Origin of the sequence: Pseudomonas asuensis, from assembly GCF_014646755.1 — a bacterium.
Taxonomy (GTDB): Bacteria; Pseudomonadota; Gammaproteobacteria; order Pseudomonadales; family Pseudomonadaceae; genus Chryseomonas; species Chryseomonas asuensis.
In genome coordinates, this window is the sequence record NZ_BMNW01000010.1 from 40317 (window position 1) to 66621 (window position 26305).

Annotated in this window: 28 protein-coding genes; 3 read left to right on the forward strand and 25 right to left on the reverse strand. The window is 52.1% G+C overall.

Translation table 11 applies throughout. From position 1 onward, the window contains the following. Nucleotides 1-63: 63 nt before the first annotated feature. Nucleotides 64-705: a TetR/AcrR family transcriptional regulator gene (locus tag IEX86_RS19400; protein WP_188867794.1), complete on the reverse strand. Its 642-nt coding sequence runs from the start codon at nucleotides 703-705 to the stop codon at nucleotides 64-66. Nucleotides 706-870: 165 nt separating this feature from the next. Here IEX86_RS19400 and IEX86_RS19405 point away from each other — a divergent pair, with 165 nt between their 5' ends. After that, the gene (locus IEX86_RS19405) at nucleotides 871-2001 is read left to right on the forward strand and encodes an aminotransferase class V-fold PLP-dependent enzyme (protein ID WP_188867795.1); all 1131 of its coding nucleotides are present in this window, start codon (nucleotides 871-873) and stop codon (nucleotides 1999-2001) included. A 213-nt stretch (nucleotides 2002-2214) separates the two neighbouring features. Here the strand turns inward: IEX86_RS19405 and IEX86_RS19410 are convergent, their stop codons facing one another. From IEX86_RS19410 to IEX86_RS19470, 13 genes are all read right to left on the reverse strand, one after another. Beyond that, nucleotides 2215-3000 carry a TatD family hydrolase gene (locus tag IEX86_RS19410; RefSeq protein WP_188867796.1) on the reverse strand — a complete coding sequence of 262 codons (786 nt, stop codon included), beginning with the start codon at nucleotides 2998-3000 and terminating at the stop codon, nucleotides 2215-2217. A 61-nt stretch (nucleotides 3001-3061) separates the two neighbouring features. Further along, nucleotides 3062-3418 carry a PilZ domain-containing protein gene (locus IEX86_RS19415; protein WP_010797738.1) on the reverse strand — a complete coding sequence of 119 codons (357 nt, stop codon included), beginning with the start codon at nucleotides 3416-3418 and terminating at the stop codon, nucleotides 3062-3064. 31 nt (nucleotides 3419-3449) lie between these two features. Further along, nucleotides 3450-4436, reverse strand: coding sequence for a DNA polymerase III subunit delta' (locus tag IEX86_RS19420; RefSeq protein WP_188867884.1), 987 nt, complete (start codon nucleotides 4434-4436; stop codon nucleotides 3450-3452). Further along, a complete protein-coding gene (gene tmk / locus IEX86_RS19425) occupies nucleotides 4429-5061 on the reverse strand; it encodes a dTMP kinase (RefSeq protein WP_188867797.1) in 633 nt (210 codons plus the stop codon). Before tmk ends, IEX86_RS19420 begins: the two co-directional genes overlap by 8 nt. Beyond that, entirely contained in the window at nucleotides 5058-6107 is a 1050-nt protein-coding gene (gene mltG / locus IEX86_RS19430; RefSeq protein WP_188867798.1) for an endolytic transglycosylase MltG, read from the reverse strand. The genes tmk and mltG overlap by 4 nt, the downstream gene beginning before the upstream one ends. Continuing rightward, the gene (gene pabC, locus IEX86_RS19435) at nucleotides 6107-6925 is read right to left on the reverse strand and encodes an aminodeoxychorismate lyase (RefSeq protein WP_188867799.1); all 819 of its coding nucleotides are present in this window, start codon (nucleotides 6923-6925) and stop codon (nucleotides 6107-6109) included. Before pabC ends, mltG begins: the two co-directional genes overlap by 1 nt. Continuing rightward, nucleotides 6925-8169 (reverse strand): beta-ketoacyl-ACP synthase II, encoded by a 1245-nt coding sequence (gene fabF, locus IEX86_RS19440; RefSeq protein ID WP_188867800.1) that lies wholly within the window; start codon nucleotides 8167-8169, stop codon nucleotides 6925-6927. The genes pabC and fabF overlap by 1 nt, the downstream gene beginning before the upstream one ends. Nucleotides 8170-8289: 120 nt before the next feature. Next, complete coding sequence (gene acpP / locus IEX86_RS19445) at nucleotides 8290-8526, reverse strand: acyl carrier protein (RefSeq protein ID WP_007160597.1); 237 nt, start codon at nucleotides 8524-8526, stop codon at nucleotides 8290-8292. Nucleotides 8527-8690: 164 nt separating this feature from the next. Next, nucleotides 8691-9434 (reverse strand): 3-oxoacyl-ACP reductase FabG, encoded by a 744-nt coding sequence (gene fabG, locus IEX86_RS19450; RefSeq protein WP_188867801.1) that lies wholly within the window; start codon nucleotides 9432-9434, stop codon nucleotides 8691-8693. A 13-nt stretch (nucleotides 9435-9447) separates the two neighbouring features. Next, nucleotides 9448-10386 carry an ACP S-malonyltransferase gene (fabD, locus tag IEX86_RS19455; RefSeq protein WP_188867802.1) on the reverse strand — a complete coding sequence of 313 codons (939 nt, stop codon included), beginning with the start codon at nucleotides 10384-10386 and terminating at the stop codon, nucleotides 9448-9450. Nucleotides 10387-10471: 85 nt separating this feature from the next. Continuing rightward, complete coding sequence (gene plsX, locus IEX86_RS19460; RefSeq protein ID WP_188867803.1) at nucleotides 10472-11482, reverse strand: phosphate acyltransferase PlsX; 1011 nt, start codon at nucleotides 11480-11482, stop codon at nucleotides 10472-10474. 3 nt (nucleotides 11483-11485) lie between these two features. Further along, nucleotides 11486-11668 carry a 50S ribosomal protein L32 gene (gene rpmF / locus IEX86_RS19465; RefSeq protein ID WP_010797729.1) on the reverse strand — a complete coding sequence of 61 codons (183 nt, stop codon included), beginning with the start codon at nucleotides 11666-11668 and terminating at the stop codon, nucleotides 11486-11488. Between the two features lie 13 nt (nucleotides 11669-11681). After that, nucleotides 11682-12218 (reverse strand): YceD family protein, encoded by a 537-nt coding sequence (locus IEX86_RS19470; RefSeq protein WP_188867804.1) that lies wholly within the window; start codon nucleotides 12216-12218, stop codon nucleotides 11682-11684. 120 nt (nucleotides 12219-12338) lie between these two features. Here IEX86_RS19470 and IEX86_RS19475 point away from each other — a divergent pair, with 120 nt between their 5' ends. Continuing rightward, nucleotides 12339-12917 carry a Maf family protein gene (locus tag IEX86_RS19475; protein WP_188867805.1) on the forward strand — a complete coding sequence of 193 codons (579 nt, stop codon included), beginning with the start codon at nucleotides 12339-12341 and terminating at the stop codon, nucleotides 12915-12917. 31 nt (nucleotides 12918-12948) lie between these two features. On the opposite strand, the gene IEX86_RS19480 is transcribed toward IEX86_RS19475, so the two are convergent. Genes IEX86_RS19480 through rluC form a run of 3 tightly spaced genes read right to left on the reverse strand, consistent with a single transcriptional unit; the run spans nucleotide 12949 to nucleotide 15551 of the window. After that, the gene (locus IEX86_RS19480) at nucleotides 12949-13926 is read right to left on the reverse strand and encodes a S49 family peptidase (RefSeq protein ID WP_188867806.1); all 978 of its coding nucleotides are present in this window, start codon (nucleotides 13924-13926) and stop codon (nucleotides 12949-12951) included. 28 nt (nucleotides 13927-13954) lie between these two features. Then, on the reverse strand, nucleotides 13955-14605 hold the full coding sequence (locus tag IEX86_RS19485) for an HAD-IA family hydrolase (RefSeq protein WP_188867807.1): 651 nt from the start codon (nucleotides 14603-14605) through the stop codon (nucleotides 13955-13957). Further along, entirely contained in the window at nucleotides 14598-15551 is a 954-nt protein-coding gene (gene rluC, locus IEX86_RS19490; protein ID WP_188867808.1) for a 23S rRNA pseudouridine(955/2504/2580) synthase RluC, read from the reverse strand. Before rluC ends, IEX86_RS19485 begins: the two co-directional genes overlap by 8 nt. Nucleotides 15552-16117: 566 nt before the next feature. Between rluC and rne the strand changes: the two genes are divergently transcribed. Next, nucleotides 16118-19396 carry a ribonuclease E gene (rne, locus tag IEX86_RS19495; protein ID WP_188867809.1) on the forward strand — a complete coding sequence of 1093 codons (3279 nt, stop codon included), beginning with the start codon at nucleotides 16118-16120 and terminating at the stop codon, nucleotides 19394-19396. Nucleotides 19397-19451: 55 nt separating this feature from the next. Here rne and murB read toward each other — a convergent pair whose 3' ends face one another. Genes murB through IEX86_RS19535 form a run of 8 tightly spaced genes read right to left on the reverse strand, consistent with a single transcriptional unit; the run spans nucleotide 19452 to nucleotide 26263 of the window. Further along, nucleotides 19452-20477 carry a UDP-N-acetylmuramate dehydrogenase gene (murB, locus tag IEX86_RS19500; RefSeq protein ID WP_188867810.1) on the reverse strand — a complete coding sequence of 342 codons (1026 nt, stop codon included), beginning with the start codon at nucleotides 20475-20477 and terminating at the stop codon, nucleotides 19452-19454. Beyond that, nucleotides 20458-20937 carry a low molecular weight protein-tyrosine-phosphatase gene (locus IEX86_RS19505; protein ID WP_188867811.1) on the reverse strand — a complete coding sequence of 160 codons (480 nt, stop codon included), beginning with the start codon at nucleotides 20935-20937 and terminating at the stop codon, nucleotides 20458-20460. The genes murB and IEX86_RS19505 overlap by 20 nt, the downstream gene beginning before the upstream one ends. Then, complete coding sequence (gene kdsB / locus IEX86_RS19510) at nucleotides 20937-21704, reverse strand: 3-deoxy-manno-octulosonate cytidylyltransferase (protein WP_188867812.1); 768 nt, start codon at nucleotides 21702-21704, stop codon at nucleotides 20937-20939. Before kdsB ends, IEX86_RS19505 begins: the two co-directional genes overlap by 1 nt. Beyond that, nucleotides 21701-21886 (reverse strand): Trm112 family protein, encoded by a 186-nt coding sequence (locus tag IEX86_RS19515; RefSeq protein ID WP_188867813.1) that lies wholly within the window; start codon nucleotides 21884-21886, stop codon nucleotides 21701-21703. Before IEX86_RS19515 ends, kdsB begins: the two co-directional genes overlap by 4 nt. A 25-nt stretch (nucleotides 21887-21911) precedes the next feature. Further along, nucleotides 21912-22910, reverse strand: a complete 999-nt coding sequence (gene lpxK, locus IEX86_RS19520; protein WP_188867814.1) for a tetraacyldisaccharide 4'-kinase — start codon at nucleotides 22908-22910, stop codon at nucleotides 21912-21914. Then, entirely contained in the window at nucleotides 22907-23347 is a 441-nt protein-coding gene (gene pocB, locus IEX86_RS19525) for a flagellar polar localization protein PocB (RefSeq protein WP_188867815.1), read from the reverse strand. Before pocB ends, lpxK begins: the two co-directional genes overlap by 4 nt. Continuing rightward, on the reverse strand, nucleotides 23344-23982 hold the full coding sequence (gene pocA / locus IEX86_RS19530; protein ID WP_188867816.1) for a flagellar polar localization protein PocA: 639 nt from the start codon (nucleotides 23980-23982) through the stop codon (nucleotides 23344-23346). The genes pocB and pocA overlap by 4 nt, the downstream gene beginning before the upstream one ends. A gap of 49 nt (nucleotides 23983-24031) precedes the next feature. Next, entirely contained in the window at nucleotides 24032-26263 is a 2232-nt protein-coding gene (locus tag IEX86_RS19535; protein ID WP_188867817.1) for a DNA internalization-related competence protein ComEC/Rec2, read from the reverse strand. Nucleotides 26264-26305 lie beyond the last annotated feature (42 nt).

The window sequence follows — 26305 nt, forward strand, 5'->3', positions numbered from 1 at the left end:
GCTTAACAGAGAAAAAAGATATCTGGGTCGAGCATGACTTATTCAAGTTCAGGCTCTCGGACCTTACCGGGAAGCCGATGTTTCCGTGTCCCGCTTACGGCGGTTACCCATACGTACACCGATGTCCATTAAAAACTGGAAAAACCCATCCTGATCTTCGATTACATCCCGCCAGAAGGGCGAGTGATACAACGCCACGGCGCCATGAACCAATGCCCAGGCAGCGCAATAATGGAAATAAGGAGGAACGTCTTCCAGCTTTCCTTCAGCGATCCGCCCCTCGATTAACTGGGTCAGGCGATCAAAATTTGACGCTCTGATCTTATGCAATTGTTCGACCAGTTCCGGAACTTGATTAGCCTTGACCACCTTTTCTTCCAGACGATCAAAAAGCCTGTAGCGCTGAGGATCTCGCATCCGGAACTCAAAATAGTCACGAGATAATGCTTCCCGATCACGTGCCACATCTTCCGAGTGAAACAGCGAAGCGAGATCTCGTTCATAATCCAGCATCAGACGAAGATAGATCTCAGCTTTCGATCTGAAGTGCTTATAAATCGTTCCTTTTCCAATCCCGACCGCATCAGCGATCATCTCTACAGTGACACTGTCCTCTCCCTCTTCCAGGAAGAGCTTAAGAGCTGTGTCTAGAATCTCCTGCTCGCGGCGGCGAAATTCACGGACCTTTCGAGGTTCTTTCTGCATAGATATAGGTTTCTTTTTAGAGTCTGAATGCGGAAGGTATCGGTGGAGGAAGTCATTACCATCGGCTGGCACAACGTGAGATGGACGATACGCACATGGTAAGTGATGTCACATCGGTTACGGCATTATGCCTAAAAATACATGTTTTTGTATGGATGAAGCCTCATGAATGCTTGGACGAACGAGTTTCCACACGACGAAACATTGCGCTACCTCAACCATGCCGCAGTGGCCCCCTGGCCAAAACGTGCCGCACAGGCTGTAACAGCCTTTGCTCAGGAAAACGTTCTCCAGGGAGCAAAAGACTACCCTGCCTGGCTTGAAATTGAGCAGCGTTTGCGAACACGCCTGATGAAACTGCTAAACGCGCCCAGCACTGCAGACATCGCTTTGGTCAAGAATACGTCAGAGGCCCTGTCATTTGTCGCGTTTGGTCTGGACTGGCGAGCCGGCGATCAGGTGATCATCAGTAACGAAGAATTCCCATCGAACCGTATCGTCTGGGAAGCACTGTCCCGCTTTGGGGTAGAGGTAATTGAGGTCAGCCTCGCCGGAAGCAACCCAGAACAGGCATTACTTGATGCCTGCACTGCCCATACGCGTCTGATGGCCATTAGTGCTGTGCAATATGCAAGCGGTTTACGCCTGGACCTGATCAAGTTAGGACAGGGATGTCGCCAGAACGGCGTGTTGCTGTGTGTCGATGCTATTCAACAGCTAGGGGCTCTGCCCTTGGATGTACAAGCCTGTGATTGTGCGTTTGCCATGGCAGACGGCCATAAATGGATGCTTGGCCCGGAAGGACTAGCAGTCTTTTATTGTCGGAGCGATCTTAGAGAACAACTGACATTGAATGAATATGGCTGGCACATGCTGGACAATGCCGGTGACTACAACAGCCGTGAATGGCAACCAGCCCGTACAGCTCGCCGCTTCGAGTGTGGCAGTCCTAACATGCTGGGAGCTGCAGCGTTGGAGGCTAGTTTGTCACTGCTTGATGAAGTCGGCATGGTGAACGTTGCACAGGAATTGCAAACTCGCATGCACATACTGATTCAAGGATTAAAAGCAATCCCGGGTGCCTGCATTCATAGTGCGACAGATCATGACCGTAGAGCTGGCATTCTGACCTTTACACTAGGGGGCAAAGATAATACGGCGATTTTTGAGAGCCTGAAGCAGGAAAATATTATTTGTGCACAACGTGGCGCCGGCATACGTCTTTCACCACATTTTTACACACCGCAACAGGTATTGGACGTGACGCTGGAGATCATCCGGAAGTTGTCGCGATAAGTGCTCAGCGAAAGGTTGCCTATTCCAAATCTGTTTAAAAAATGATCAATCACGACTGGATGTTCCACATGACTGATCAATACTTCTACTTACCGGCAGCGCCACTCCCCCGAGGCGCTACCGGTGGGATACACCATTTTTGGCGCGTCCCGTTAAACTCCTAATGGTCTTGGCCCGGTTAGCAAAAACCGGGTTTTTTTTGCCCGTAATAATTTATATAGCCCGTGCCAAAGGAAAAAGTCGGTAGAAATTTTCTGTGGTCTGTTCAGCCAGTTTTTCTAGCTCAACACCGCGTACCGAAGCCAAAAACTCAGCGACCTCGCGCACGTATTCTGGAAGGTTTGGCTTACCACGATACGGAATAGGTGCCAGATAAGGCGAGTCAGTCTCTACTAAAAGTCGATCGGCTGGCACTTGGCGGGCTACTTCACGTAATGCCTCGGCATTTCGAAAAGTCACGATTCCTGAAAGCGAAATATAAAAGCCAAGGTCAAGGGCAGCCTTGGCCATTGCCCAATCTTCAGTGAAACAGTGCAATACCCCAGCCGAAGCCAGCTGCGCTTCCCTGAGCAATACCAGAGTATCGGCTCTTGCTTCACGTGTATGAACAATGACAGGTTTATCAGTGATACGCGCCGCCTCAAGATGCAAGCGAAAAGACTGCTTCTGCAAATCAGCACTTTCCGGCTCGTAATGATAGTCCAGCCCTGTTTCGCCAATAGCCACTACACGCGGATGATCCAGCTCGCGCAGCAGCCAATCCAAAGCGGGCTCTTTGTCAGCGGAAACATCAAGGGGATGAATCCCAACGGAACAATGCACATCCGAGTAACGCTCAGCAACAGCCTTTACATCAGCAGCATTCTCTGCACTTACCCCAATGCACAAGAAATGCCCTACCCCTTTCTCCCTTGCCGCCTCAAGCGCTGCGTCCAATGATCCATTATGGGCAGTCAGATCAAGACGATCCAAATGACAATGGGAGTCGATCAGTTTCATTAATTTACCTGAATAAAATAACGTGCGTGTTCACCAAGACTACGCGGCACGAAAGAAAGGATTACATGGTGTGCGTAGGACGGTCTGACTTGAGCGTACCCGCCAGATACGTTTCGATTTTGTTTCGAGCGGTATTGTCACCATCATTGAATTGGACGCCGACCCCAGCGGCACGATTCCCTTGCGCACCCCGAGGCGTTATCCAGACAACCTTTCCGGCAACAGGGATTTTTTCAGGCTCATCCATCAGGTTGAGCAGCATGAAAACCTCATCCCCTAGCTTGTAGGATTTGTTTGTCGGGATAAATAGTCCGCCATTGCGGATAAAAGGCATATAGGCAGCATACAGTACAGATTTGTCCTTGATCGTAAGGGACAGAATTCCATTTCGAGGACCCAGATTCGGAGGCAAACTCATACGACAGCACTCAACAATGATTACGTGAATTCTAGCCCTGCTGCGGTAGGCTTGCCCACCGGATCAACAACGCCTCAAGTAGCAGGACGCGATTCAGGTTGGCCTTACCCATTACTTTCTGTCGCTGCTCAAGCAACCAGTTCTGCAGGCTTATAACCTGGCCTGAGTCGGCCTTGTCACCCAAATACTGGATTACCTTGCTCATATCGGCCATACCCGTTACCGCTTGATCCCGCGTCATCTGGTAACGCAAGATCAACAATGACCAATCGCAAAACCAATCCATCAATAGCAGCAGCGGAATACTATTCCAGCCCTCGGCTAAAGGACTTGGAGCCACCTGACGTTTCAAGAGTTTCTTCAAGCCATCTACAACCTGTGAGCGATAAGCCTGAACACCCAGCGCCTGCAATCGAACAGCAGTTAAAGGTGAGCCGCCAGCCAGTATCAGCAGATCGTCAAGATCTTGTACAGAGAGATCTGGCATAACCTGCTTTAGCCAAGTCATGCTTTCATCTTGACGAGGCATAGGACAGGCCTGTTGTACACAACGACTTTTGATAGTAGGCAACAGACGGCTCGGCTGATGGCTAAGCAGCAGCAAAACAGTATCGCCAGAAGGCTCTTCCAGGCTTTTGAGCAATGCATTGGAGGCATTTAAATTCATTGCCTCCGCAGGCTCTAACAGTATTACCTTGCGCCCACCCAGCTGGGCTGTTTGAGCAACAAAATCGACCAAGCCCCTGATCTGGTCAACACGGATGGGCTTTTCCGCCTCCTCCGGCTCTACCAGGAAATAATCAGGGTGCGTTCCAGCCCTCAACAACAGGCAAGCCTTGCACTGACCACATGCATCGCCTGCTATTACGTCCCTGCAGAGCAAACGGTCTACTAGCCGTTCAGCCAGGGCTCGCTTACCAATACCTGCCGGTCCGTGAAAGAGATAAGCATGAGCATGCCGCTCACGATGGGTAAGTCGTTCCCATAGCGCAGATTGCCAGGGGTACCGCTCAACCACGGGTGCGCCCCAAAAATTCAGGCACAAGACGGTCAATTTGCCGCTGTACATGATCAAGCGATTGAGCGGCATCAAGCACCCGGTAGCGCTCAAGGGAAGCGGCAGCACGAGCTAAGTAAGTCTGCCTTACAGACTCAAAGAAGCTACGCTGCTCCTGCTCAAATCGATCAAGACGCCCTCGTTTAGCTGCTCGCTCAAGGCCAATTTCAATAGGCAGATCGAAGATCAAAGTGAAATCAGGATGCAGACCTGACTGAACAAAGTTTTCCAAGGTTGCGATGCGCTCCTCAGAGAGTCCGCGCCCGCCCCCCTGATAGGCATAGGTTGCATCGGTAAATCGGTCACACAACACAATTGCGCCTCGATTGAGGGCAGGTCTGATCACGCTACTCAAGTGCTGTGCACGCGCTGCAAAAACAAGCAACAACTCAGTATCCGGATTCATTCCTTCATCACAGGGTGCGAGCAAGAGTTCGCGGATACGTTCAGCCAACGGAGTTCCGCCAGGCTCTCGCGTCAGCACCACCTCAAGGCCGTGCATCTGCAATTGCTTGGCCAGATAGTCACGGTTAGTGCTTTTACCTGCCCCCTCCGGCCCCTCCAGAGTAATAAACAAACCGCTCACTCAGACTCCTTGGTAACGGGCGCCGGACTCGAACGGTAATCGGCTCGGCGTTTAAGTTGGTACTCTCGAACAGCGCGGTTATGCGCATCGATATCATCGGAAAACACGTGTGTGCCATCTCCACGCGCTACGAAGTAAAGACTTTTACCCGGCTCAGGATGCAAAGCCGCGTGAATGGCCTCCCTTCCCACCATGGAAATAGGCGTAGGCGGCAAGCCAGAATTCACATACGTGTTATAAGACGTAGGCTGACGTAAATGCTCTCGAGTCAGCTTTCCCTTATAGCTATCACCAAGTCCGTAAATAACCGTAGGATCTGTCTGTAAAAGCATGTTCAACGCCAATCGGCGTACAAAAACGCCCGCAATCTGCGCTCGTTCTTGTGGAACTCCTGTTTCCTTCTCGACGAGCGAGGCCATGATCAGGGCTTTATAAGGACTATCATATGGAACATCCGGAGCGCGTGTCTCCCACTCCTCAGTAAGAACCTGCTCCAGGCGCTGACTAGCCTGCTTTAGGATATCAACATCACGCATTCCTTTGACGTAACGATAGGTATCCGGGAAGAAACGTCCCTCCGGATGCATGTCTGGCTTACCTAAACGCGCCATGACTTCTTCGTCACTCAGCCCAACCAATGCCTGCTCCAGCTTTTCCTGGCGAGACAAGGCTTCCCTTACTTGATGAAAATTCCAACCTTCAACAAGCGTAATGTTGTACTGAACCACATTGCCCTTTTGCCAGAGGGCTAGTAGCTGACGAGCATTCATCTCTGAGGTCACCCGGTACTCACCGCTGTGTAAAGCCTGCCCGGAGAGATTGAAACGCCAATACAAACGAAGCCAGAAGGATCCAGTTAGTACTTTCTCGTCTTCAAGATTCCTCAGCATACCGCCAGGCGTTGCGCCTTTAGGAATTTCAATGAGTTGCTCTTGATTTACTGCTAAAGGCTGCTCAAGCGCCTCATGTTGCAGCCAGCCCATTCCAGCCAATGCTAGCCCTATCAAGAGCAAACCGCCCTCGAGCAGAACCAATAATTTTCGCATTAAAAATCCAGAGCCTTCGCGGCGATCTGTTGAAATTGACGTGTCAACGGACCTATCGGCCATTCATGATCAGCATACGTGCATACTGGCCAAACACCATACTGACTGTTGCACATAAACACCTCATCAGCTGCGGTGAAGTCGCTCAGCGGTATCTGCCTGACCTCTGTCTTGATATTAAGCCTTTCTGCGTTGCGAAGAAGATAAGCGCGCATCACTCCAGCAACCCCACAGGTATCAAGCGAAGGTGTTATGAGTGTGTTATTGACCACCATGAAAAGGTTGCTGAACACACCCTCTACCACATGCTCGAACGGGTCGCACATCAAGCCTTCGGCATAATCTAAGCCTTTCCACTCCCCTCGCGCCAACACCTGCTCAAGACGATTCAAATGCTTAAGCCCAGCCAATAAGGGTTGGCATGCCAAACGTGTCTGACAGGGAAACAGACGAATTCCTTGATCAGCATTCTGGGACGCATAGCGAGGCACAGGAGACGCCAACAAGAGCCGCTGCGGTAACGGGTGTTGCGGTGCAGCATAACCTCGCTCACCAAGGCCAGCCGTAATGATCAGCTTAGCTACGCCGTTGCGTAGCAATGCAGTGTATTCAAGGATCTCCTGCCTGACCGTCTCAAGCTCCAAAGGAATCGCAAGACGGCGGCAACCAGCAGACAGACGCTGCAGATGATCATCAAGAAATCGTGGTTGTCCATTATGGACACCTATCGTCTCGAAGAGTCCATGACCATAGGCTAATCCACGATCCCGGCAGGAAAGGCCAGCCTCAACAGGCTGACCATTGACCCAATCCTCCATCACGCTGAATAACGGCGGAAGATCAAACTACCATTGGTACCACCAAAACCAAAGGAATTGGATAAGCTAATCTCAATAGGCATCGGCTTGGGTTTATGCGGTACAAAATCTAGGTCACAACCATCATCTGGATCGTCCAGGTTAATGGTAGGCGGTGCAAGCTGATCACGAATAGCGAGGATGCTAAAAATAGCTTCAACCGCCCCGGCAGCACCTAGTAAATGCCCAGTCATGGACTTGGTAGAACTGACTGAAAGTTTATAAGCATGCTCACCGAAGATCCGCTTAATAGCAGATGCCTCTGCCATATCGCCGGCAGGTGTAGACGTACCATGTGCATTGATATAGTCGACCTGTGAAGGATCGATTCGAGCATCTTTCAATGCATTGCTCATGCACTGCGCTGCGCCAGCGCCATCTTCAGGCGGCGCCGTCATATGAAACGCATCAGCGCTCATGCCAAACCCGATAAGCTCAGCATAAATATGTGCCCCACGAGCCTGAGCATGCTCCAGCTCTTCCAAGATCAACGCGCCAGCCCCGTCAGATAGCACAAAGCCGTCTCGCTGACGATCCCATGGCCTACTGGCCTTGGGCGGCTCTTCATTGCGGGTAGAAAGTGCTCGCGCAGCACCGAAACCACCCAATCCCAACCCGCAGGTAGCCATTTCAGCACCGCCAGCTACCATGACGTCTGCATCACCATAGGCAATGTTACGTGCAGCCATACCTACACAGTGTGTAGAGGTTGTACATGCCGTTGCGATTGCATAGTTAGGCCCTTTCAACCCCAGATGGATGGAAAGGAAGCCGGAGACCATGTTAATGATCGAACCAGGAACAAAAAACGGCGAAATACGACGAGGCCCCTGATCAAACAAGGACTTACAGTTGTTCTCGATATTAGAGAGACCGCCAATACCAGAACCCATGGCGACGCCAACGCGATCGCGATTGGCATCTGTTACTTCAAGTCCGGAATCGCGCATGGCCTGGAAGCTAGCAGCCAAACCATATTGAATAAAGAGGTCGAGTTTCCGAGCTTCTTTCGCAGAGAGATAGTCTTCTACGTTGAATCCTTTGACTGACCCTCCAAAGCGGGTAGCAAAGGCAGAAACGTCCATGTGTTCAATCGGGGCAATACCGCTGCGGCCAGCAAGAATGCCTTCCCAGCTGCTTTGCACGTCCCCGCCCAGCGGCGACACCATGCCCATGCCCGTGATCACGACGCGTCTACGTGACACAACGATTTCCTCATAGCTCGTTTATACGATCATCTAAAGATATTGCATTGATGACCGCTATATAGAAAAGCCGCACGCCTGTACAGACGTGCGGCTTTCGTGTTCTACAGAAGAACCGACTTATTGCTGGTGGGCAACGATGTAGTCGATGGCTTCCTGAACAGTGGTGATCTTTTCGGCTTGTTCGTCCGGGATTTCAGTTTCGAATTCCTCTTCCAGAGCCATCACCAGCTCAACGGTGTCAAGGGAGTCGGCGCCCAGATCCTCGACGAAGGAAGCGCTGTTGGTTACTTCCTCTTCTTTCACGCCGAGTTGTTCAGCGACGATCTTCTTAACGCGTTCTTCGATGGTGCTCATACCGTGTTTTCACTCCTATGGAATAATCCGTGCAGCCGGACTGCGCGTAAGTGTATAGAAAGGGTTTTCAATATTTCAAGCTGACGCGACATCCTGACCTCTGAACTGACTTTTTGCTAGTCTTGAAAATTCACAAAAAAGTTGTTCAATCCTTCAAAATTCGCTTAACTCATATACATTCCGCCATTAACTGGAACAGTAGCACCTGTAACGTAAGCAGCACTGTCCGTTGCTAAAAAGGCGACGACTTTTGCAATTTCTTCAGCTTGCCCTAACCGACCCAATGGAATCTGGGTCAATAGCGCTTCACGCTGAGCCTCTGGTAGCTCACGCGTCATATCAGTATCAATAAACCCTGGAGCAACAGCATTTACTGTAATTGCCCTAGAACCTACCTCCCGAGCCAGTGCCCGAGTAAACCCCTCAAGACCGGCCTTGGCGGCGGCATAGTTGGCCTGACCAACATTACCCATCGCTCCGACAACAGAGCCTATGCTGATGATGCGCCCCCAGCGAGCTTTGGTCATCCCACGCAACACGGCTTTCGACAAACGGAACAGGCTGTTCAGATTGGTATCGATAACATCAAACCACTCGTCGTCTTTCATGCGCAGCATCAGATTATCGCGTGTGATACCAGCATTATTGACAAGAATAGCAGGTGCGCCGTACTGCTGCTGAATTTGCTCCAAAGCAGCTGTAACCGAAGCATTATCTGCAACGTTCAACACCAGCCCGGTCCCTTCAATACTATTAGCCTTTAGGCTTTCGCTAATACGGGAAGCACCGCTTTCGCTGGTAGCCGTACCGATTACGGTAGCCCCGAGGCGCCCGAGCTCAAGAGCAATGGCTTGTCCGATACCACGTGTTGCACCGGTTACCAATGCGACTTTACCTTGGAGGCTCATGTTTTCTCCTTAATCAAGCCAATGCTGCTTGTGTAGCAGCAAAAGCATCAGGTGCATCAAGGCTATAAGTCTCTATACCTTTGACACACCGCTTATTCAAACCCGCCAGGACCTTTCCGGGCCCGCACTCTACCAGTTGAGTGACACCTTTGTCCGCAAGCAGTTGAATAGACTCAACCCAGCGCACTGGACTGTACAGCTGTGCCAGTAAATTCTGCTTCAACGCTGCAAGGTCTGCACTAATCCCGGCATTTACGTTTTGCACGACCGGGATTGAGGGCTGCTGCCACTGAATCGTGTTAACCGCCTCAGCAAAGCGCTCTGCTGCCGGACGCATCAACTCACAATGGGAAGGCACACTGACCGGTAACGGCACCGCACGCTTTGCGCCACGCGCCTTACACAATTCGACGGCTCGCATAACGGCAGCTGCGCTACCAGCAATAACGACCTGACCTGGAGCATTATAATTTACTGCGCTAACAACATCACCCTGAGCCGCCTCGGCACAAGCGGTCACGATGTCTGCATCTTCAAGCCCTAAAATAGCGGCCATTGCCCCCTCACCCGCAGGCACAGCTTCCTGCATTAGCTTTCCACGACGCTCAACCAGCATCACTGCATCAGTAAAAGCCAAGGCGCCCGCAGCAACGAGAGCAGAGTATTCACCTAGACTATGACCCGCTACATAAGAGGGGCGCACGCCTCGCTCAGCCTCCCACAACCGCCACAGGGCAATAGAGGCAGTCAAGATGGCCGGCTGAGTCTTATCGGTTTGATTCAGTTGCTCTTCTGGCCCGTGCTGAACCAACGACCAGATATCATAGCCAAGCGCATCAGAAGCCTCAGCAAACGTATCGCGTATCTGCGAGTGTTGAGCTCCAATATCGGCCAGCATACCCAAGGACTGCGAGCCTTGGCCTGGAAATACGAAAGCGAAAGAAGCAGACATAGTCGATCTCTTATTGGTCTCATCAAAAACTACAGCCTAACAGCATGCTGCAGCAGGTTCTTGGTTTGATGTCAGGCAACTGAGGTCAGTCACACTTAGGAACTGAATCCTCGTAAAGGTCCAGGAAATTCGCTTTTATTACGTCATTAAGGCGCAGTTTGACTGCATATACAGCTTGCTGTATCGCATGCTGAAAGCCAAACTCATCAGCGCCACCATGGCTTTTAATAACCAGCCCACCTAAACCCAGAAAGCCCGCACCATTATATCGAGCAGGCGTAATATCCTTTTTCAAACGGTGTAACAAGGGCGCAGCCAATAATTTGAATAGGATAGGCGCCTCGTCCAAGTGCTTAAATAGCATGGAAACGAGCCCCTCACTTCCTTTCAGCAGCACATTACCCGCAAACCCGTCACACACCACAACATCAGCTTCGCACCGAAACACGCCATTCGCCTCAATGAAGCCGATATAATTAAGGTGGCTAGACTTTTTCAGTAGCGCCGATGCCTGCTGAACAACACTATTACCTTTGGTCTGCTCGGTGCCTACATTCAAGAGAGCAACTCGGGGTTCACTTACCCCATCAGCCTTAGCAGCTGCCGCTCCCAGGCAAGCAAACTGATAAAGGTTTAGGGCAGAACAGTCCAAGTTAGCGCCAAGATCCACTAATACGCAGTGCCGCCCCATAATAGGCAACTGGGTATATATGGCAGGCCTTTCTATCGAGGGCAGCATGCCTAATGCTTGACGAGCAAAAGCCATCAGCGCGCCGGTGTTACCTGCACTGACACAGGCGTCTGCCCCACCATTTGCAACCAACTCTAGCGCAACCCTCATTGAGGAATCAGGCTTATAGCGGAGAGCATGAGAAGGCTTTTCTGCCATATCAACGGCTTGAGTGGCCGCATAAATACGCAGACGGGAATCATCAAATGAGTGCCGGCCGATATAGCGCAGGATAACGTCAGGATCCCCAACAAGGGTCAACGTAATGGCAGGATGGCTAGCAAGAAAGGAAATACAAGCAGGCACAATGCAGCGGGGACCGAAGTCCCCGCCCATTGCATCGATAGCGATGACAGGTGACGACAAGGATTACTCGTCGGAACCCTTGTCAATCACTTTACGACCACGGTAAAAACCGTCAGGAGACACATGGTGACGCAAGTGAACTTCACCAGTGCTCTTTTCTACAGACAATGCATTCGGCTCGAGAGCATCGTGGGAGCGACGCATATCACGGGCGGAACGGGATTTTTTGTTCTGCTGAACAGCCATAACTCATTAACTCCTAAACGTTTGGGTCACGCTTCAACTGCGCCAGTACGCTGAACGGGTTGGCTCGCTTTTCCTCGTCCGCGCTTTCTTCGGGCGCTTCAGGCGCTTCGAATCCTGCTGGATGATGGCAGATGCCAGGCTCATGAGTCGGAATAATTGGCAGGGCGAGCAAAAGCTCATCCTCAATTAACTCCATCAGATCCAAAGGCTCTTCACCGACTTCCAGTGCGTCATAACCTTTTGGCAACGCATCCGCCGACTGCCCTTCCCATAACACGGCATAAGTATACTCGCCATGTATAGGAAACGCGCCCGGCTCCAAGCATCGCTGACATACCATTTGCACTTCAGTATCCAGTGCGCCATGAATGACGACGAGTCTTTGTTCGTCGCGGAAGAACTCGAGAACGGCCTTCACCGCTCCTTCAAAACTCGACAGCTGCTCGCAAAGACGCGGCAAACCAGAAACCGGCAGCTCACCCCGAAGCGTGATACCGCGATCAGCCAGTTTGCGTGGATCTACGTGAGGTGGAATTGGCCCATTCAACATAAGCGCGCCATTATAGAGACGACCTCAGGCCTGTCAAAGGAAATTAGGTAAAGGATAGTATCCTTTACTGACTTTTGGTCGGTTAGTCCGACCCTTCTGCACTCATAGAGGCTCATTCTAATGCTTCCATTACTGCTAGCTTCAAGCTCACCCTATCGACGCGAACTGCTGGCCCGCCTGAAACTAAACTTTAAATACGCCTCACCTAATATAGACGAAACCCCTCACCCAAGCGAAAACGCTCGTCACCTGGCTATGCGCCTGGCTGAGGCAAAAGCTCGCGCACTTGCGCCTGCCTACCCCAATCACCTTATTATCGGCTCTGATCAAACGGCCTCGCTTGGCGATCAAATACTAGGCAAACCCATGACATTTGACCGCGCCTTCAAACAGCTATCAAATGCCAGCGACAAAAGTGTCACTTTTTTAACCGGACTCGCTCTACTGAACACTCAGAGCGGCGTATGCCAAGTTGACTGCGTACCCTTTACTGTACACTTCCGCGAGCTAACATCTGGTCAGATCAAGCGTTACCTCCAAGCGGAACAGCCATTTGACTGCGCAGGAAGCTTCAAGGTTGAAGGAATGGGCATCACCCTATTTCGATCTACTGAAGGTGAAGATGTGACCAGCCTGATCGGCTTGCCCCTGATTCGGCTAACCGATCTGCTTTTGAGCGAAGGCATGATCATACCTTAGCAAAGGCCTGCACAAAGTCAGGCCTTACGGCTTATCGCAGCACAGGACCTTCCCAGCCAACCAGCAGTGCCAGCCGCTCTGCCACGCTAGTACCCAAACGCTTGGCAAAGCGATCAAACGGGCTTTCCTGAACGGTATAGTCGACGATTTTTTCTTCGCCTACCACTTCGCGAGCCACAAAACTAGCACTGCCCAAACCATCAATCAGCCCTAGCCCAAGCGCCTGCTCTCCAGACCATACAAGCCCGGAGAACAATTCAGGATGCCCTTCTACCTTTAGTCGATCCCCGCGCCCTTTTTTCACGCTATCAGTGAATTGCTTGTGCGTAGTATCAAGTACTTGCTGCCAAAAACGAGTTTCCTCTTCTTTGGCAGGCTGGAAGGGATCAAGAAATGCCTTGTGCTCACCCGAAGTATAAACACGGCGCTCAACGCCTAACTTGTCCATGGTTCCGACAAAGCCAAAGGATGCCGCCGTCACACCAATGGAACCCACCAGACTGGCCTTATCAGCATAGATAGCGTCTGCAGCACTGGCGATATAATAAGCACCGGAAGCGCCTAGATCGGATATCACAGCATAAAGTTTAATCTCAGGGTGAAGCCCACGCAGGCGCTTGATCTCGTCATAGATATAACCCGACTGAACAGGGCTTCCGCCTGGACTATTGATGCGAAGGATAACGGCCTTGGTCCCTTCGCCACCAAAGGCATCGCGGAGCGCTCCGACTATATTGTCGGCACTTGCTTTCTCATCAGCCGCAATGGTTCCTTTAACTTCAATCAGCGCCGTATGAGCCCCTTCACGCGAGGACTCTCCCTTAAAGCTGGAAAAAGGAATAAAGAACGCCAGCATAATGAAAAGGTAAGCAAACGTCAGGAACTTGAAAAAGATCCCCCAACGACGCGCCCTTCTCTGCTCATGCACACTGGCGAGCATCGCTTTTTCAATAAGCTTCCAGCTTCTTTCATCCGCCGGGCGATCCGACGCATTCCAATCATCTGCCATTGGTAGTCCTGCTTGGTTCAATTAATCGTTACGCACCCAACCAGACACGCAACTCCTCAAAACGATCAATTACAAGCGTCGGCTCATAGTCGCGCAACACTTCAATAGACTGAGCGCCATAGCTGACCGCAACCGAAGCTATCTGGGCTCTGCGTGCCATTTCCAGGTCAAACGGAGCATCTCCGATCATCAATGCTTTTGACGGATGGACGTCACAGTGCGCAAGAATCTCATTAAGCATTAAAGGATCCGGCTTGCTGGCCGTCTCGTCAGCGCAACGGGTCACGTCAAAGAAATCAATTAATCCTTTTGCTGCAAGCACCCGATCCAGACCTCTTCGACTTTTGCCGGTAGCCACTGCCAAACGATAGCCTTTGCGCCGGAAGGCTGCCAAGCCCTCAGCCACCCCACTAAAAAAGGGCGAAGGCTCTTGCTCACGCATAATGAAATGATCGCTATAACACTGCCGAAAGCGCTCTATATCCTTTTGAGTCATCTCTGGATAAAGCGTCTGAATGGCTTCTGGCAGGCCCAGCCCAATAATAGACTTGATCGACTGATCGCTTCGAACCGGAACCCCAAGATCAGCAGCAGCTGACTGCATAACCTCTACAATGCGACCGATCGAATCACAAAGCGTACCGTCCCAGTCAAATACTAGTAACTTGTAATCAGGCATCCAGGCGACTCAATGTAGCGGCCCAAACGTCATCAACGGGCGCTGTCAATTGTAATGTCTCTCCATCAGGAAGCGGCACCCTAAGACTGGCAGCATGCAAAAATAAACGCTTGCCACCCAGGTCCCGAATTTCCCTGGAAAATTCTTCATCGCCATATTTGGGATCACCTGCAATAGAGTGACCTGCATGTTTGGCATGAACCCGAATCTGGTGAGTACGCCCTGTAACCGGCTTTGCCTCCACCAAAGTTGCAAAATCATCATAGCGCCTAAGCACCTTGAATTCAGTTAGGGCATCCTTCCCCTCGACATTGACTTCAACCATACGCTCGCCAGAACGCAGATTGTTTTTCATCAAAGGTGCTCGAATCTGCTTTTTTGCTGCAGGCCAATGGCCACGAACCAGCGCATGGTAGCGCTTATCAACCCCATCACTACGCAGCGCTTCGTGTAAATGACGCAACATGCTGCGTCTCTTGGCAATCATAAGCAGGCCGGATGTATCCCGATCCAGGCGGTGAACCAACTCAAGATCTTTGGCATCAGGGCGAATCTGGCGAAAAACTTCTATGACGCCCAGGCTGACGCCACTTCCACCGTGAACAGCAATACCTGCTGGCTTGTTAATAACAATCAGCGTCTTGTCCTCATAGACGATTGCCGCTTCCATCAGCTCGGCAAGCGCCTGAGAGACAGGTGCTGGTTCATCTTTTTCCGGCAAACGCATCGGGGGAACACGAATGATATCGCCAGCCTGGAGTCGATAATCCGGCTTTATACGCCCTTTGTTAACGCGAACCTCGCCCTTGCGAAGTATTCTATAAATGAGGGTTTTCGGCGCACCCTTTAGCAAAGTACGCAGGTAATTATCGATACGCTGACCCGCTAGCTCTGAAGGAACTTCGAAGAGCTGCACGCCAATATTGGAAGAAGTAGGATTAGTCATTACCACATAATAGCAATTTCCACTTAATTGAAGCACTTAATGGTTGCTGTTATAGTCCCGGAAGCCAATAACCCTGGCATGACACAGAGCTTGCAAACCCGCTCCCTGTCATAAACATGTTCAGTGGACGTCAGGCCGTCCTTCGAGTGGTTCGTATGGCTAAGAGCAGTACACGTGCCGCTTAAAACAAAAGCCTTATAAAAACACCGTGCCCACTGTTGAAGGTGAGCACAAAAAATAACCGCTCCGGATTCTGCGAGCGGCACCAGGATTCCTGAAGGATACGTGAAGGGTGGAGATGTACCGCTGTTGAACTGTGTAGCCGGTAATGCCTGGCTTAGACGCTTATTCGTCCGCTTTCGATAGTTTATTCCTCCTCCTGACTGTTTGACGTTGCTGCTGTTACGACAGCAAGCAGGAGACGTAGTCGCGGCTCGGCATACAACCGAGTACTGCTGGACACAAAGACGGATGGCTCCGTTTTTGATACGACCCCAAGCACCGACCCTCGGCGAGTCGTGTGTGCCGAACGCCGTTTCCGGTAGCCCGGAAACCGACGGTATTACATGAAAAGAATGCTCATCAATGCCACGCAGCCTGAAGAGCTACGTGTTGCGTTAGTAGATGGCCAAAAACTATTTGATCTGGATATCGAGTCAGGGGCTCGTGAACAGAAAAAGGCTAATATTTATAAGGGCCGCATTACTCGCATCGAGCCCAGCCTTGAAGCAGCCTTTGTCGACTTCGGCTCAGAGCGTCATGGCTTTCTCCCCCTCAAAGAAATCTCTCGCGAATATTTCAAGAAAGCGCCAGAAGGCCGCATCAACATCAAGGAAGTCCTGTCCGAAGGCCAAGAAGTCATTGTTCAGGTTGAAAAGGAAGAGCGTGGCAACAAGGGCGCTGCGCTAACAACCTTTATCAGCTTGGCTGGCCGCTATCTGGTTCTGATGCCAAACAACCCACGAGCAGGCGGCATCTCTCGCCGGATTGAGGGCGAAGAACGTAACGAATTGCGCGAAGCCTTGAACGGACTGGATGCACCCGCCGACATGGGACTGATTGTTCGTACGGCAGGCCTTGGCCGTAGCACTGAAGAGCTGCAATGGGACCTCGATTACCTGCTTCAGCTCTGGTCTGCTATCAAGGAAGCCTCTATTGAGCGTAGCGCGCCGTTCCTGATATATCAGGAAAGCAACGTCATCATTCGAGCCATTCGTGATTACCTGCGCCAGGATATCGGCGAAGTTCTTATCGATAGCGTAGAAGCGCAGGAAGAAGCGTTGAGCTTCATCCGCCAGGTCATGCCTCAGTACCAGAGCAAGATCAAGCTCTACCAGGACAGCGTGCCTCTATTTAATCGCTTCCAGATCGAAAGCCAGATCGAAACAGCATTCCAGCGGGAAGTAAAATTGCCGTCTGGCGGCTCGATTGTAATCGACCCCACCGAAGCTCTAGTTTCGATCGATATCAACTCTGCGCGCGCCACTAAAGGCGGTGACATCGAAGAAACAGCGCTGCAGACAAACCTTGAGGCGGCTGAAGAGATTGCCCGCCAATTACGTTTGCGGGATATCGGTGGCCTGATCGTTATCGACTTTATCGATATGACGCCGGTGAAAAACCAACGCGCCGTAGAAGACCGCATGCGCGAAGCACTCGAAGCCGACCGTGCTCGCGTACAGATTGGCCGTATTTCTCGATTCGGTCTTTTGGAAATGTCTCGTCAGCGCCTACGCCCCTCTCTACGAGAGACCAGTGGGATTGTTTGCCCACGCTGTAACGGTCAAGGCATTATCCGAGACGTCGAATCCCTATCGCTTGCTATCTTGCGCCTGATTGAAGAAGAAGCTCTTAAAGATCGGACGGCGGAAGTCCGCGCACGTGTACCGCTGCAAGTTGCTTCTTTCCTATTAAATGAGAAGCGCAACAGCATTACCAAGATTGAATTACGCACCCGGGTTCGCATCATCATTCTTCCAGATGATCATATTGAAACCCCTCACTTTGAAGTCATACGCCTGCGTGATGACAATCCGGATCTGTTGAATGTGCAGTCCAGCTATGAAATGACTCATAGCGAAGCCGAAGAGATTCAGCCTGCAAGCGCTACTCGAACCCTTGTACGTCAGGAAGCCGCTGTGAAAGTTGCACCTGAACGAACGCCAGTGCCGCAAGTTGAAGCACCTGCCAAACCCGCACACCAGCCTGAACCCAGCCTGTTCAAGGGATTGGTAAGATCACTGGTCAGTCTGTTTGCTGGCAAGTCAGAAGAGCCCGTTGTCGCCGCTGAAACGAGCAAGTCGAACGGCGAACCACGTCGCACCGATGAGCGCCGTAATGGCCGCCAGCAAAATCGCCGCCGCGATAACCGTCGTGACGAAGAACGCAAACCACGTGAAGAGCGTCAGCCCCAGGCTCGCGACAACCGCGAAGAGCGTCCCACTCGCGAGGAACGTCAGCCACGTGCGGAGCGCCCTGCTCGCGAAGAGCGCCAGCCGGTACGAGAAGAGCGCCCAAGCCGGGAAGAGCGTACGCCGCGCGAAGAACGCCAGCCACGAGCTGAACGCCCCGCTCGTGAGGAGCGCCCTGCTCGCGAGGAGCGACAGCCACGTGAAGAGCGCCAGGCTCGTGAAGAACGTCCCGCCCGTGAGGAACGTGCAAACAAGGACGAGCGCCCTGCTCGCGAAGAGCAGCCCAACCGCAGCGATCGGCCTTCTCGCGCAGAGCGTCGTCAGGCCCGCGAGGAAGCCGAAACACGTCAGGATGCAACAGTCGAAGCTGAGCAACTAAACGATGACGAGCTAAATGATCAAAATGATGATCAAGATAACGACGAGCGTCCACGCCGCCGCTCCCGTGGTCAGCGCCGTCGTAGCAATCGACGCGAGCGTCAGCGCGATACTCATGGCGAGGCAAACGACAGCGACTCCGCTGCTCTGACCGAGGAATCAAATACTGACTCCCTAGCCAGCGCCACTGTAATTGCCGAGGTAGTTAATGCCCACGCGACTGAAGCTACAACGGTAGTTGAAAGAAAAGAGCCAAAACCGGTGTATCAGGAGGAAACAGAGGTAGTTAACCAAAGCGCTCCCACTACTCCTGCAGAGGAACAGCCTGTTATTGAAATGGTTAAACACGAGACCTCTTTGGAGACTCAACAAACCGTGGCGGTAATAGAGCAAAATACTCCCCAAACAGAACCGGTTAAAGCAGTTGTTGAAACAGCGCCTATACAGGAAGAGAAATTTGTAGCTCCAGTGGCCACTCCTTCTGAAGCGGAGCGGGTTACTCAAGAGAGCGAACGTACACCTGAAGCTGAAGAGCAGCCTAAGTTAACGCCGCCTTCTACTGGTCGCGCTCCTAACGATCCCCGTGAGCGCCGTCGCCGTCAGCGTGAAGCCGAGCGCTTGGCACGTGAACAGGAAGAAGCTGCAGCTGCGCAGGCTGCAACCAGTTCGTTCCCTGTAGCTAGCCTTTCTGCAGAGGTTACTGCGGTTGAGGAGCATACCTCTCCAATAATGGCCGCTGACTCAGAGCCTGTGGTTGAGGCTGCCCCAGCCACTGTCACAGATCAGGAGGTTTCGCAGACTCTGCGTGATGAGCAACTGCTGGATAGGCCTTTGGAAAAAAGCCAACCTGCGCCAACCGGTGAAATCGTAACGCCAAGCACTGAAAGCCTGAATCAGCTGCCGACGCAGATGGTTGAGCCTGCAGAAATCCCAGCGGACCCTGCTCGTTCAACGTCCGCCCCGGAGCAGCAACAGCCTCACCTGGAAACGATACAGGAGCCAAAAAAGTCATCTGAAGATGACGAGGACAAGCAGGTGCCTAAACCGCAGCCTTAAGCCTCACTAAATAAAAAGGGATGCATATGCATCCCTTTTTATTGCGCTGCGATAATCAACTGAGCGTTCCCGGCTCCATTTCCAACAGGATGCAAAACCGGCTTTCTATGTCAGCACGAATTTTCTGTGCCAGATTGACAATATCCTTACCAGATGCAGCGCCATGGTTAACCAGGACAAGCGCCTGCTGTGCATGCACTCCGGCATCTCCTTCACGAAAGCCTTTCCAACCTGCCTTGTCGATTAACCAACCAGCCGCAAGCTTCACTTGCTCGCTCGTTACAGGGTAAACAACCAAGTCGCTATAACGCTCTCTGAGCTTTGCGGCTAGCTCATTTGAAACCACAGGATTTTTAAAGAAGCTTCCTGCATTACCCAGCACCGCAGGGTCAGGTAGTTTTTCCTGCCGAATGCTTATAACAGCCTGACTTACTGCTCGCGGAGAAGGCTCATTAATCCCCTGCTCTGCTAGGCGCTTTCGGATAGGGCCGTAATCTAGGCGCAAAACCCCATGCCTGCTTAGATTGAATCGAACCCGAAGTATGATCCAGCGACCCGACTCTTGCTTGAACCGGCTTTCTCGATAACCGAAACAGCACTCTTCAAGGGTAAACTCATGGCATTGACCTGTCGTCCGATCCAGCGCTGTCAAGCTATTGAAGACATCCTTTAGCTCAACGCCATAAGCACCAATGTTCTGCATAGGGGAAGCGCCAACAGTCCCCGGTATAAGGCTCAAATTTTCTAACCCGCTCAGCCCCATATCCAATGAAGCTTCGACCAAGCCATGCCATGACTCGCCCGCCTCCGCCTCGACAACAGCATCTCCTTCTGCGCTCTCTTGCAGAAGACGAACACCCTGGCTACGCATATGCAGCACTAAGGCTCGGATATCCTCTGTCAACACGAGATTGCTGCCACCGCCAAGGATGTACAGCGGAACGCCTTGCTTGTCAGCAAACTTTATAGCCTCATGAACGTCATCGTCAGTGTGCGCTTCAGCGTAAAAGCGCGCCCGCACATTGAAACCAAACGTATTAAAAGGCTTGAGACAAACCCACTCACGCACTACCAGACTCAAGCCGCCTCCTTACTTCATGCACAAGCTCGTCGCATGCCTTTTCAAGCAAATCGATAACATGTGTAAAACCCGCATCCCCACCGAAATAGGGATCCGGCACCTCACTCACTTGAGAACCATAACGCTGAAGCAAAAGATCTACTTGGGCTGTAGAGTTAGAAGGGCGAAGCTCGGACAGGAAAACTATATTTTCATGGTCCATCGCCAGAATCAGATCAAACGAATAGAAATCCTCAGGCGTGACTTGTCGCGCGCGTAAACCTGACAGGTCATATCCCCGCCTTGCCCCTTCGCGGACAGAACGTGGATCAGGCGGCTTGCCTACGTGCCAATCGCCTGTTCCTGCCGAGTCGACAAAGACTTTCTCCAGCAGACCCGCCTTGGCGAGCTTATCGCGAAAAATAGCTTCGGCTGTAGGCGAACGACAGATGTTTCCCATGCAGACAAACAGGATACGCACTACTCGCCTCCTAGTATTCGGCGAACCCGCTCCAGATCTTCAAAGGTGTCTACTCCAGCCGCTGGTGCCTCAATAGCGTCCGCTACATGAATCCGCACACCATGCCAAAGCGCACGCAATTGCTCCAGGGCTTCCGTATTCTCAAGCCAGCACGCGCCCCACTGTACAAAGTCTCGCAGGAACGCCACTCGATAGGCATAGATGCCAATATGACGTCGGTACGGAACGTTTGGAGGCATAGCATCACGGCTTGTCGCAAAGGCATCACGCGCCCAAGGCATGGGCGCTCGACTAAACGACAAGGCCAGTCCGTTCTGATCACTTACAACCTTGACGACGTTCGGGTTAAATAACGTAGCAATATCGTGAATAGGCTCAGCCAGCGTAGCAATCCCCGCCTCAGGGTGAGCAGCAAGGTTTTGAGCAACCTGATTGATAATGGACGGTGGAACAAGTGGCTCGTCCCCCTGAACATTCACAATAATGGCATCGTCTGGCAACCCGATCAGCTCTACGACTTCTGCAAGCCTGTCGGTTCCCGAGGCATGATCGATACGCGTCAGCAGCGCATGTGCACCGAAACGCTCGCAGGCCGTCATGATATCCGCATGGTCCGTAGCGACTACTACCTGAGTGGCGCTACTTTTACTCGCCTGCTCCCAGACGTGCTGAATCATGGGCTTGCCCGCAATATCCTGCAGAGGCTTGCCAGGCAAACGGCTGGAGGCAAAACGAGCAGGAATGACTACGGTATACGAAGCGCTCATTTATCCAGACGCTCATCAACACTGAGTACGCGAGCCTCGCTTTCCAGCATGACCGGAATGCCATCCCGGATCGGATACGCAAGCCCCGCGGCCTTGCTAATCAACTCGCTCTTGTCTTCACTTAGCTTGAGTGGGCTCTTGGTAAGAGGACAGGCCAGGATGTCGAGAAGCTTAAGATCCATAAGGAATCCTTGTTGGGTAATTAAGTTATTGAGCCTGTAACGTGTCCAGCCGTCCATCCAGCCAGGAAATAAAGGCGGTCGAAGGCTGAGCATCTACGGCAAGATACCACCAATCAGGAGCTGCGAAAGCCTTGCATTTAACGGCATCCTTTTCAGTCATGATTAAAGGCAAAGCCGGCTGGAAACGTAGCCGCTCAGCGGTATAGACCGCATGGTCGGCAAAGGGATGGGTAATGGGTCGCCACTGTAACGATTCGAGCGTATTGAAGAAGCGATCAGGATTACCGATCCCAGCCAGCGCATGAACGTCCTGCCCAGGAGAGAAGTAGTTGAGGGGTCGGCGCTCACCTGTCATCAGGTTGATCAAGGCGGTCGGTCTTAGCTGAACTGAATAGCCATCTTCCGTATCACTAACGCCTCCATTATAAAGAATGGCATCAACACTCAGCAGACGCTCAATAGGTTCTCTAAGGGGGCCTGCCGGGAGGCATCGCTTGTTACCAAAGCCCCTCGCCGCATCTACCATGACAAGCTCAAGATCACGCGCAAGCGCATAATGCTGTAAACCATCGTCACTCAGAATGAGATCTAACGATTCAGTTCGCAATAATTCCTGAACCGCAGCGGGACGATCAGGCGCAATGACAAGAGGCACTTGGGTCCGCTGAACGATAAGCAATGGCTCGTCACCTGCAACGGCAGGTAGCTGGTCCGGCTTTACCCGCCAAGGAAAGTGTGGCGGCTTCGCACCATAGCCCCGACTTACGACGCCGACTCGCAAGCCACGGCGACGACAGTGCTCGATCAGCCAGAGAATCATTGGTGTTTTGCCTGTGCCACCAACAGTCAGATTCCCTACAACAAGCACAGGGACAGGCGAAGTAAAAACGCCCTTATCGCTTTCCAGAAAACGTTTCCGTTTTCGACGAGCAATATGACAATACAGGGCTTCTAAGGGTTTTAAAGCGTTCAGGGCTGGGTGACCACGGTACCAAGCCCTGAGAAGCCGTGAGGAAATACTCACTGTTTTTCTGCCTGAGCCCCAACTGTAGTGATGCGTATACGAGAAAAGCCCAGCTTTCCAGCCGCATCCATTGCTGTCACTACGGCCTGATGAGGCGTACGTCCATCAGCGGAAATAATCAGCGGCACCGTATTATCGCCGTTTGACTCACGCTGCAATGCAGTCATGAGCGAAGTCAGGTCGCTTTTGGCCAACGTCTGATCATTCAGCGAAATGACGCCCTCGGCTGAAATGCTGATCTCTAGATCCTTTGCAGCTGCTTCGGCAGGTTCTGCACTCTGCGCTTCTGGCAACTCAAGGTTCAACTGACTAGGCTTGTTGAACGTGGTGGTCACAACAAAGAACAACAGCAGAACAAACACAACATCGATCAGAGATGTCAAATTGACGGAGGCTTCATCTCTTGCAGCCCCGCCTGATTTACGACGGAACTTCACGCTTTGGTACCTTCAGTGACGAAGTCTACTTCGCGATCACCCTGAACAACCTCAACCAATTTGATGGACTCTTGCTCCATGGAGACAATCAGCTCATCAACGCGACGCAGCAGGAATCGATGGAAAAATACTGCGGGAATAGCCACGATCAGGCCCGCAGCAGTGGTTAGCAGCGCCTTGGAGATCCCTCCAGCCAACACCGGAGCATTAGCCAATCCGCTCTCCATAAAGGAGCTGAAGATTTCGATCATGCCGAATACAGTACCCAGCAGGCCCATCAACGGTGCCATAGCCGCAATGGTACCCAAGGTATTCAGATAGCGCTCCAGATCATGCACGATCCGGCTACCCGCCTCCTCAATCGCCTCCTTCATGACTTCACGACCGTGGCGAGAATTGGCAAGGCCTGCAGCCATTACCTCGCCCAGAGGAGAATTGGCACGTAACTCCTTGAGCTTCTCACTGGTCAACGAGTTATCTTGCAGCCACTTCCACACCTGAGCCAACAATTGTGGCGGAACGACCCGTGTGCGCCGCAGTGTCCATAACCGCTCAGCTACGATAGCCATACCTATGATAGAGCTTAAAATTATTGGCAGCATCATCCAGCCGCCTGCTTTGACAAGTTCGAACACGCCCTGAACCCTTTCCTTAAAAGTGCGCAACTCTATCACGAAGCGCCGGTCATTTTTCTTGCCAGAAATAACGCTTCTGACGAGCGCCTTGTGGCAAATCATGCTTACCGAGGGTAAATGATATTGCGCCGCTCAAGGCTGTATCGTAAATCTGGACGCCATGACGTTCATAACGACTGATCACTTGTGCATGTGGATGGCCAAAGTTGTTGTGAATTCCCCTCGAGATCAAGGCATATTCAGGTCGCACCACTTTAAGGAAAGATTCGCTTGAAGCGGTTCGACTGCCATGATGAGGCGCCAGCAACCACTGAGCATGAATATCCCGACCAGACTCTATAAGGCGACGCTCGGCCTTTTCGTCTATATCACCGGTAAGAAACAGGCGCTCGCCTGCTGCCTCAACCATAAGCACGCATGACGCAGCATTGCCTTTCATTAAGGGACTAGGTTGCCAGACAGTAAACATGACGCCCTCCCATACCCAGCGTTGATTATCCTCACAAGAAATAGGATGGAGACTGCCAGGAAGACGCTTCACTTCCCCGGTAATGACCTGATCGACTTTTATTCCTCCAAAGACAGCAGCGGCGCCTCCTGCATGATCTGCATCACCATGGCTGATCAACATCATATCCAAATGCCTGATTCCCATTGCCCTCAAATTAGGCACAACGACTCGCTCACCTGCGTCATAGCCTCGACCAAGCGGTCCGGCGTCATACAGTATCGAATGGCTTTTGGTTTGTATAAGTACGGATAAGCCCTGACCGACGTCCAGTACGACTACGTTTGCCAGCCCTGAGGCAGGCTGATTGACTGGCGGCCAAAATAAAGGAACCAACAGAAATGGTGCCAAGGGCCTGACCGGCAATCCGTCTGGTGCCAGCCATAGCAACACACCCAACATACCTAAAGCGACGGCCCATGCAGGCACCAGCAGCCCTTGCCAAGCTGGAGCCAGAACCGATAAGTACTGAAGAAACGTGAAAAGCCCGTCAAGAGTTGCTCCTGAGCACCACAACAGAAGCTTGCCCAAGGGAGGAATCGTCAGCAGAAATACAGCGCCAAGCAAGGCAGCTGGCACTACGAGAAAATCAACCCAAGGGACGGCAATAAGATTAGCAACTGGCCCGGACAGACTTACCGGCAGATCAAGAGCCAGCAAAACGGGTGCTAACCCTATCGCCATCATCCATTGGGCTCGCCCCCAACTACGCCAGGAATTCCATTGCCCCAACCGACCGGCAAAAATCCAGATCAATAAGCCAACCGCCATAAAGGACAACCAGAAACCTGGCGTCAGGCTTGCCAGAGGCTCAGCAGCCAGCACCACCGCCAAGGCAACTCCTACAGGTACCCATGCCCCGAGATAGCGAAAACGTAAACGCCAAAACGTAACAAGAGCAATCATGGCGCAAGCTCGTCTTACCGGAACGTCAAAACCAGCCAGAAACCCATATCCTGCCGCTGAAAGAAGTGCAGACACACAGGCAATCGGAAACCATGGTAAACGGGCGGGCCAGTACCCCAAACGCGCTAAACCAGCAACCAGCGCAAACACAAACCCAGAAAGCAATGTAATGTGCTGGCCGGAAATCACCATGAGATGGGTAGTGCCTGTAGTCTGCAGCAGCTGCCAATCCTGAGCTGAGATGCCTGAACCATCGCCCAAAACCAGCGCGGCCAGACCACCGTTTCGCTGAAAGGCATCAAGCTGCAATAGTTGCTGCCTTAACGCATCTCGCCAGGCATCCACGCTGGCCTGATGGGAAAGCCTCTGCCCTGCCTTTACAGCCCCACTCGCGCCGATCCGATGAGCCAACATCCAGGCTTCGCCATCCATCCCGCGGAAGTTATGGAGCCCGCCCGGCTTTTGCAGCTCGACAGCCAAGCGCCATCGCTCTCCCGATCGTACTGCTGGCGCATTCGACCATGTGACGCGTATACGGCTTGGTAAAGCCCCATGTCGACTTTGCGCGTCTTTCAACAGAAAACGTGTCGAGCCTTCACGTAATTCAGGAAGCCCTACGACAGTTCCTTCAAGCCAGACTACTCGACCATCCAAAGCATCAGCCAGACGATCATCGAGTGCCCACTGAGCGGACAAACAAGCCCAGCCAAAGCCCATCAAGAAGGCGCCTACTACATATAGACGAGGCAGAAAGATCAGACCTACCGAAACGATCAAGCAGGCAATAAGAACCTCTTGACCAGGTAATTCCGGCAGAAAACGCAGCGCCAGAAGGCCTGCAATGAATGCAACAATCCCTGTACGCATGACTCCGCTCCATCGAAGCCTGAGAATAAAAGCCCAGCATCC

Bases quoted from the DNA above. Each gene is read 5' to 3' on its own strand.
- mltG (WP_188867798.1), bottom strand. From the start codon at position 6,107: ATGCGAAAATTATTGGTTCTGCTCGAGGGCGGTTTGCTCTTGATAGGG.
- IEX86_RS19470 (WP_188867804.1), bottom strand. From the start codon at position 12,218: ATGTTGAATGGGCCAATTCCACCTCACGTAGATCCACGCAAACTGGCT.
- IEX86_RS19480 (WP_188867806.1), bottom strand. From the start codon at position 13,926: ATGGCAGATGATTGGAATGCGTCGGATCGCCCGGCGGATGAAAGAAGC.
- fabD (WP_188867802.1), bottom strand. From the start codon at position 10,386: ATGTCTGCTTCTTTCGCTTTCGTATTTCCAGGCCAAGGCTCGCAGTCC.
- acpP (WP_007160597.1), bottom strand. From the start codon at position 8,526: ATGAGCACCATCGAAGAACGCGTTAAGAAGATCGTCGCTGAACAACTC.
- IEX86_RS19415 (WP_010797738.1), bottom strand. From the start codon at position 3,418: ATGAGTTTGCCTCCGAATCTGGGTCCTCGAAATGGAATTCTGTCCCTT.
- rne (WP_188867809.1), top strand. From the start codon at position 16,118: ATGAAAAGAATGCTCATCAATGCCACGCAGCCTGAAGAGCTACGTGTT.
- fabG (WP_188867801.1), bottom strand. From the start codon at position 9,434: ATGAGCCTCCAAGGTAAAGTCGCATTGGTAACCGGTGCAACACGTGGT.
- IEX86_RS19515 (WP_188867813.1), bottom strand. From the start codon at position 21,886: ATGGATCTTAAGCTTCTCGACATCCTGGCCTGTCCTCTTACCAAGAGC.
- IEX86_RS19535 (WP_188867817.1), bottom strand. From the start codon at position 26,263: ATGCGTACAGGGATTGTTGCATTCATTGCAGGCCTTCTGGCGCTGCGT.
- IEX86_RS19400 (WP_188867794.1), bottom strand. From the start codon at position 705: ATGCAGAAAGAACCTCGAAAGGTCCGTGAATTTCGCCGCCGCGAGCAG.
- IEX86_RS19410 (WP_188867796.1), bottom strand. From the start codon at position 3,000: ATGAAACTGATCGACTCCCATTGTCATTTGGATCGTCTTGATCTGACT.
- rpmF (WP_010797729.1), bottom strand. From the start codon at position 11,668: ATGGCTGTTCAGCAGAACAAAAAATCCCGTTCCGCCCGTGATATGCGT.
- IEX86_RS19475 (WP_188867805.1), top strand. From the start codon at position 12,339: ATGCTTCCATTACTGCTAGCTTCAAGCTCACCCTATCGACGCGAACTG.
- IEX86_RS19485 (WP_188867807.1), bottom strand. From the start codon at position 14,605: ATGCCTGATTACAAGTTACTAGTATTTGACTGGGACGGTACGCTTTGT.
- rluC (WP_188867808.1), bottom strand. From the start codon at position 15,551: ATGACTAATCCTACTTCTTCCAATATTGGCGTGCAGCTCTTCGAAGTT.
- kdsB (WP_188867812.1), bottom strand. From the start codon at position 21,704: ATGAGCGCTTCGTATACCGTAGTCATTCCTGCTCGTTTTGCCTCCAGC.
- IEX86_RS19405 (WP_188867795.1), top strand. From the start codon at position 871: ATGAATGCTTGGACGAACGAGTTTCCACACGACGAAACATTGCGCTAC.
- pabC (WP_188867799.1), bottom strand. From the start codon at position 6,925: ATGGAGGATTGGGTCAATGGTCAGCCTGTTGAGGCTGGCCTTTCCTGC.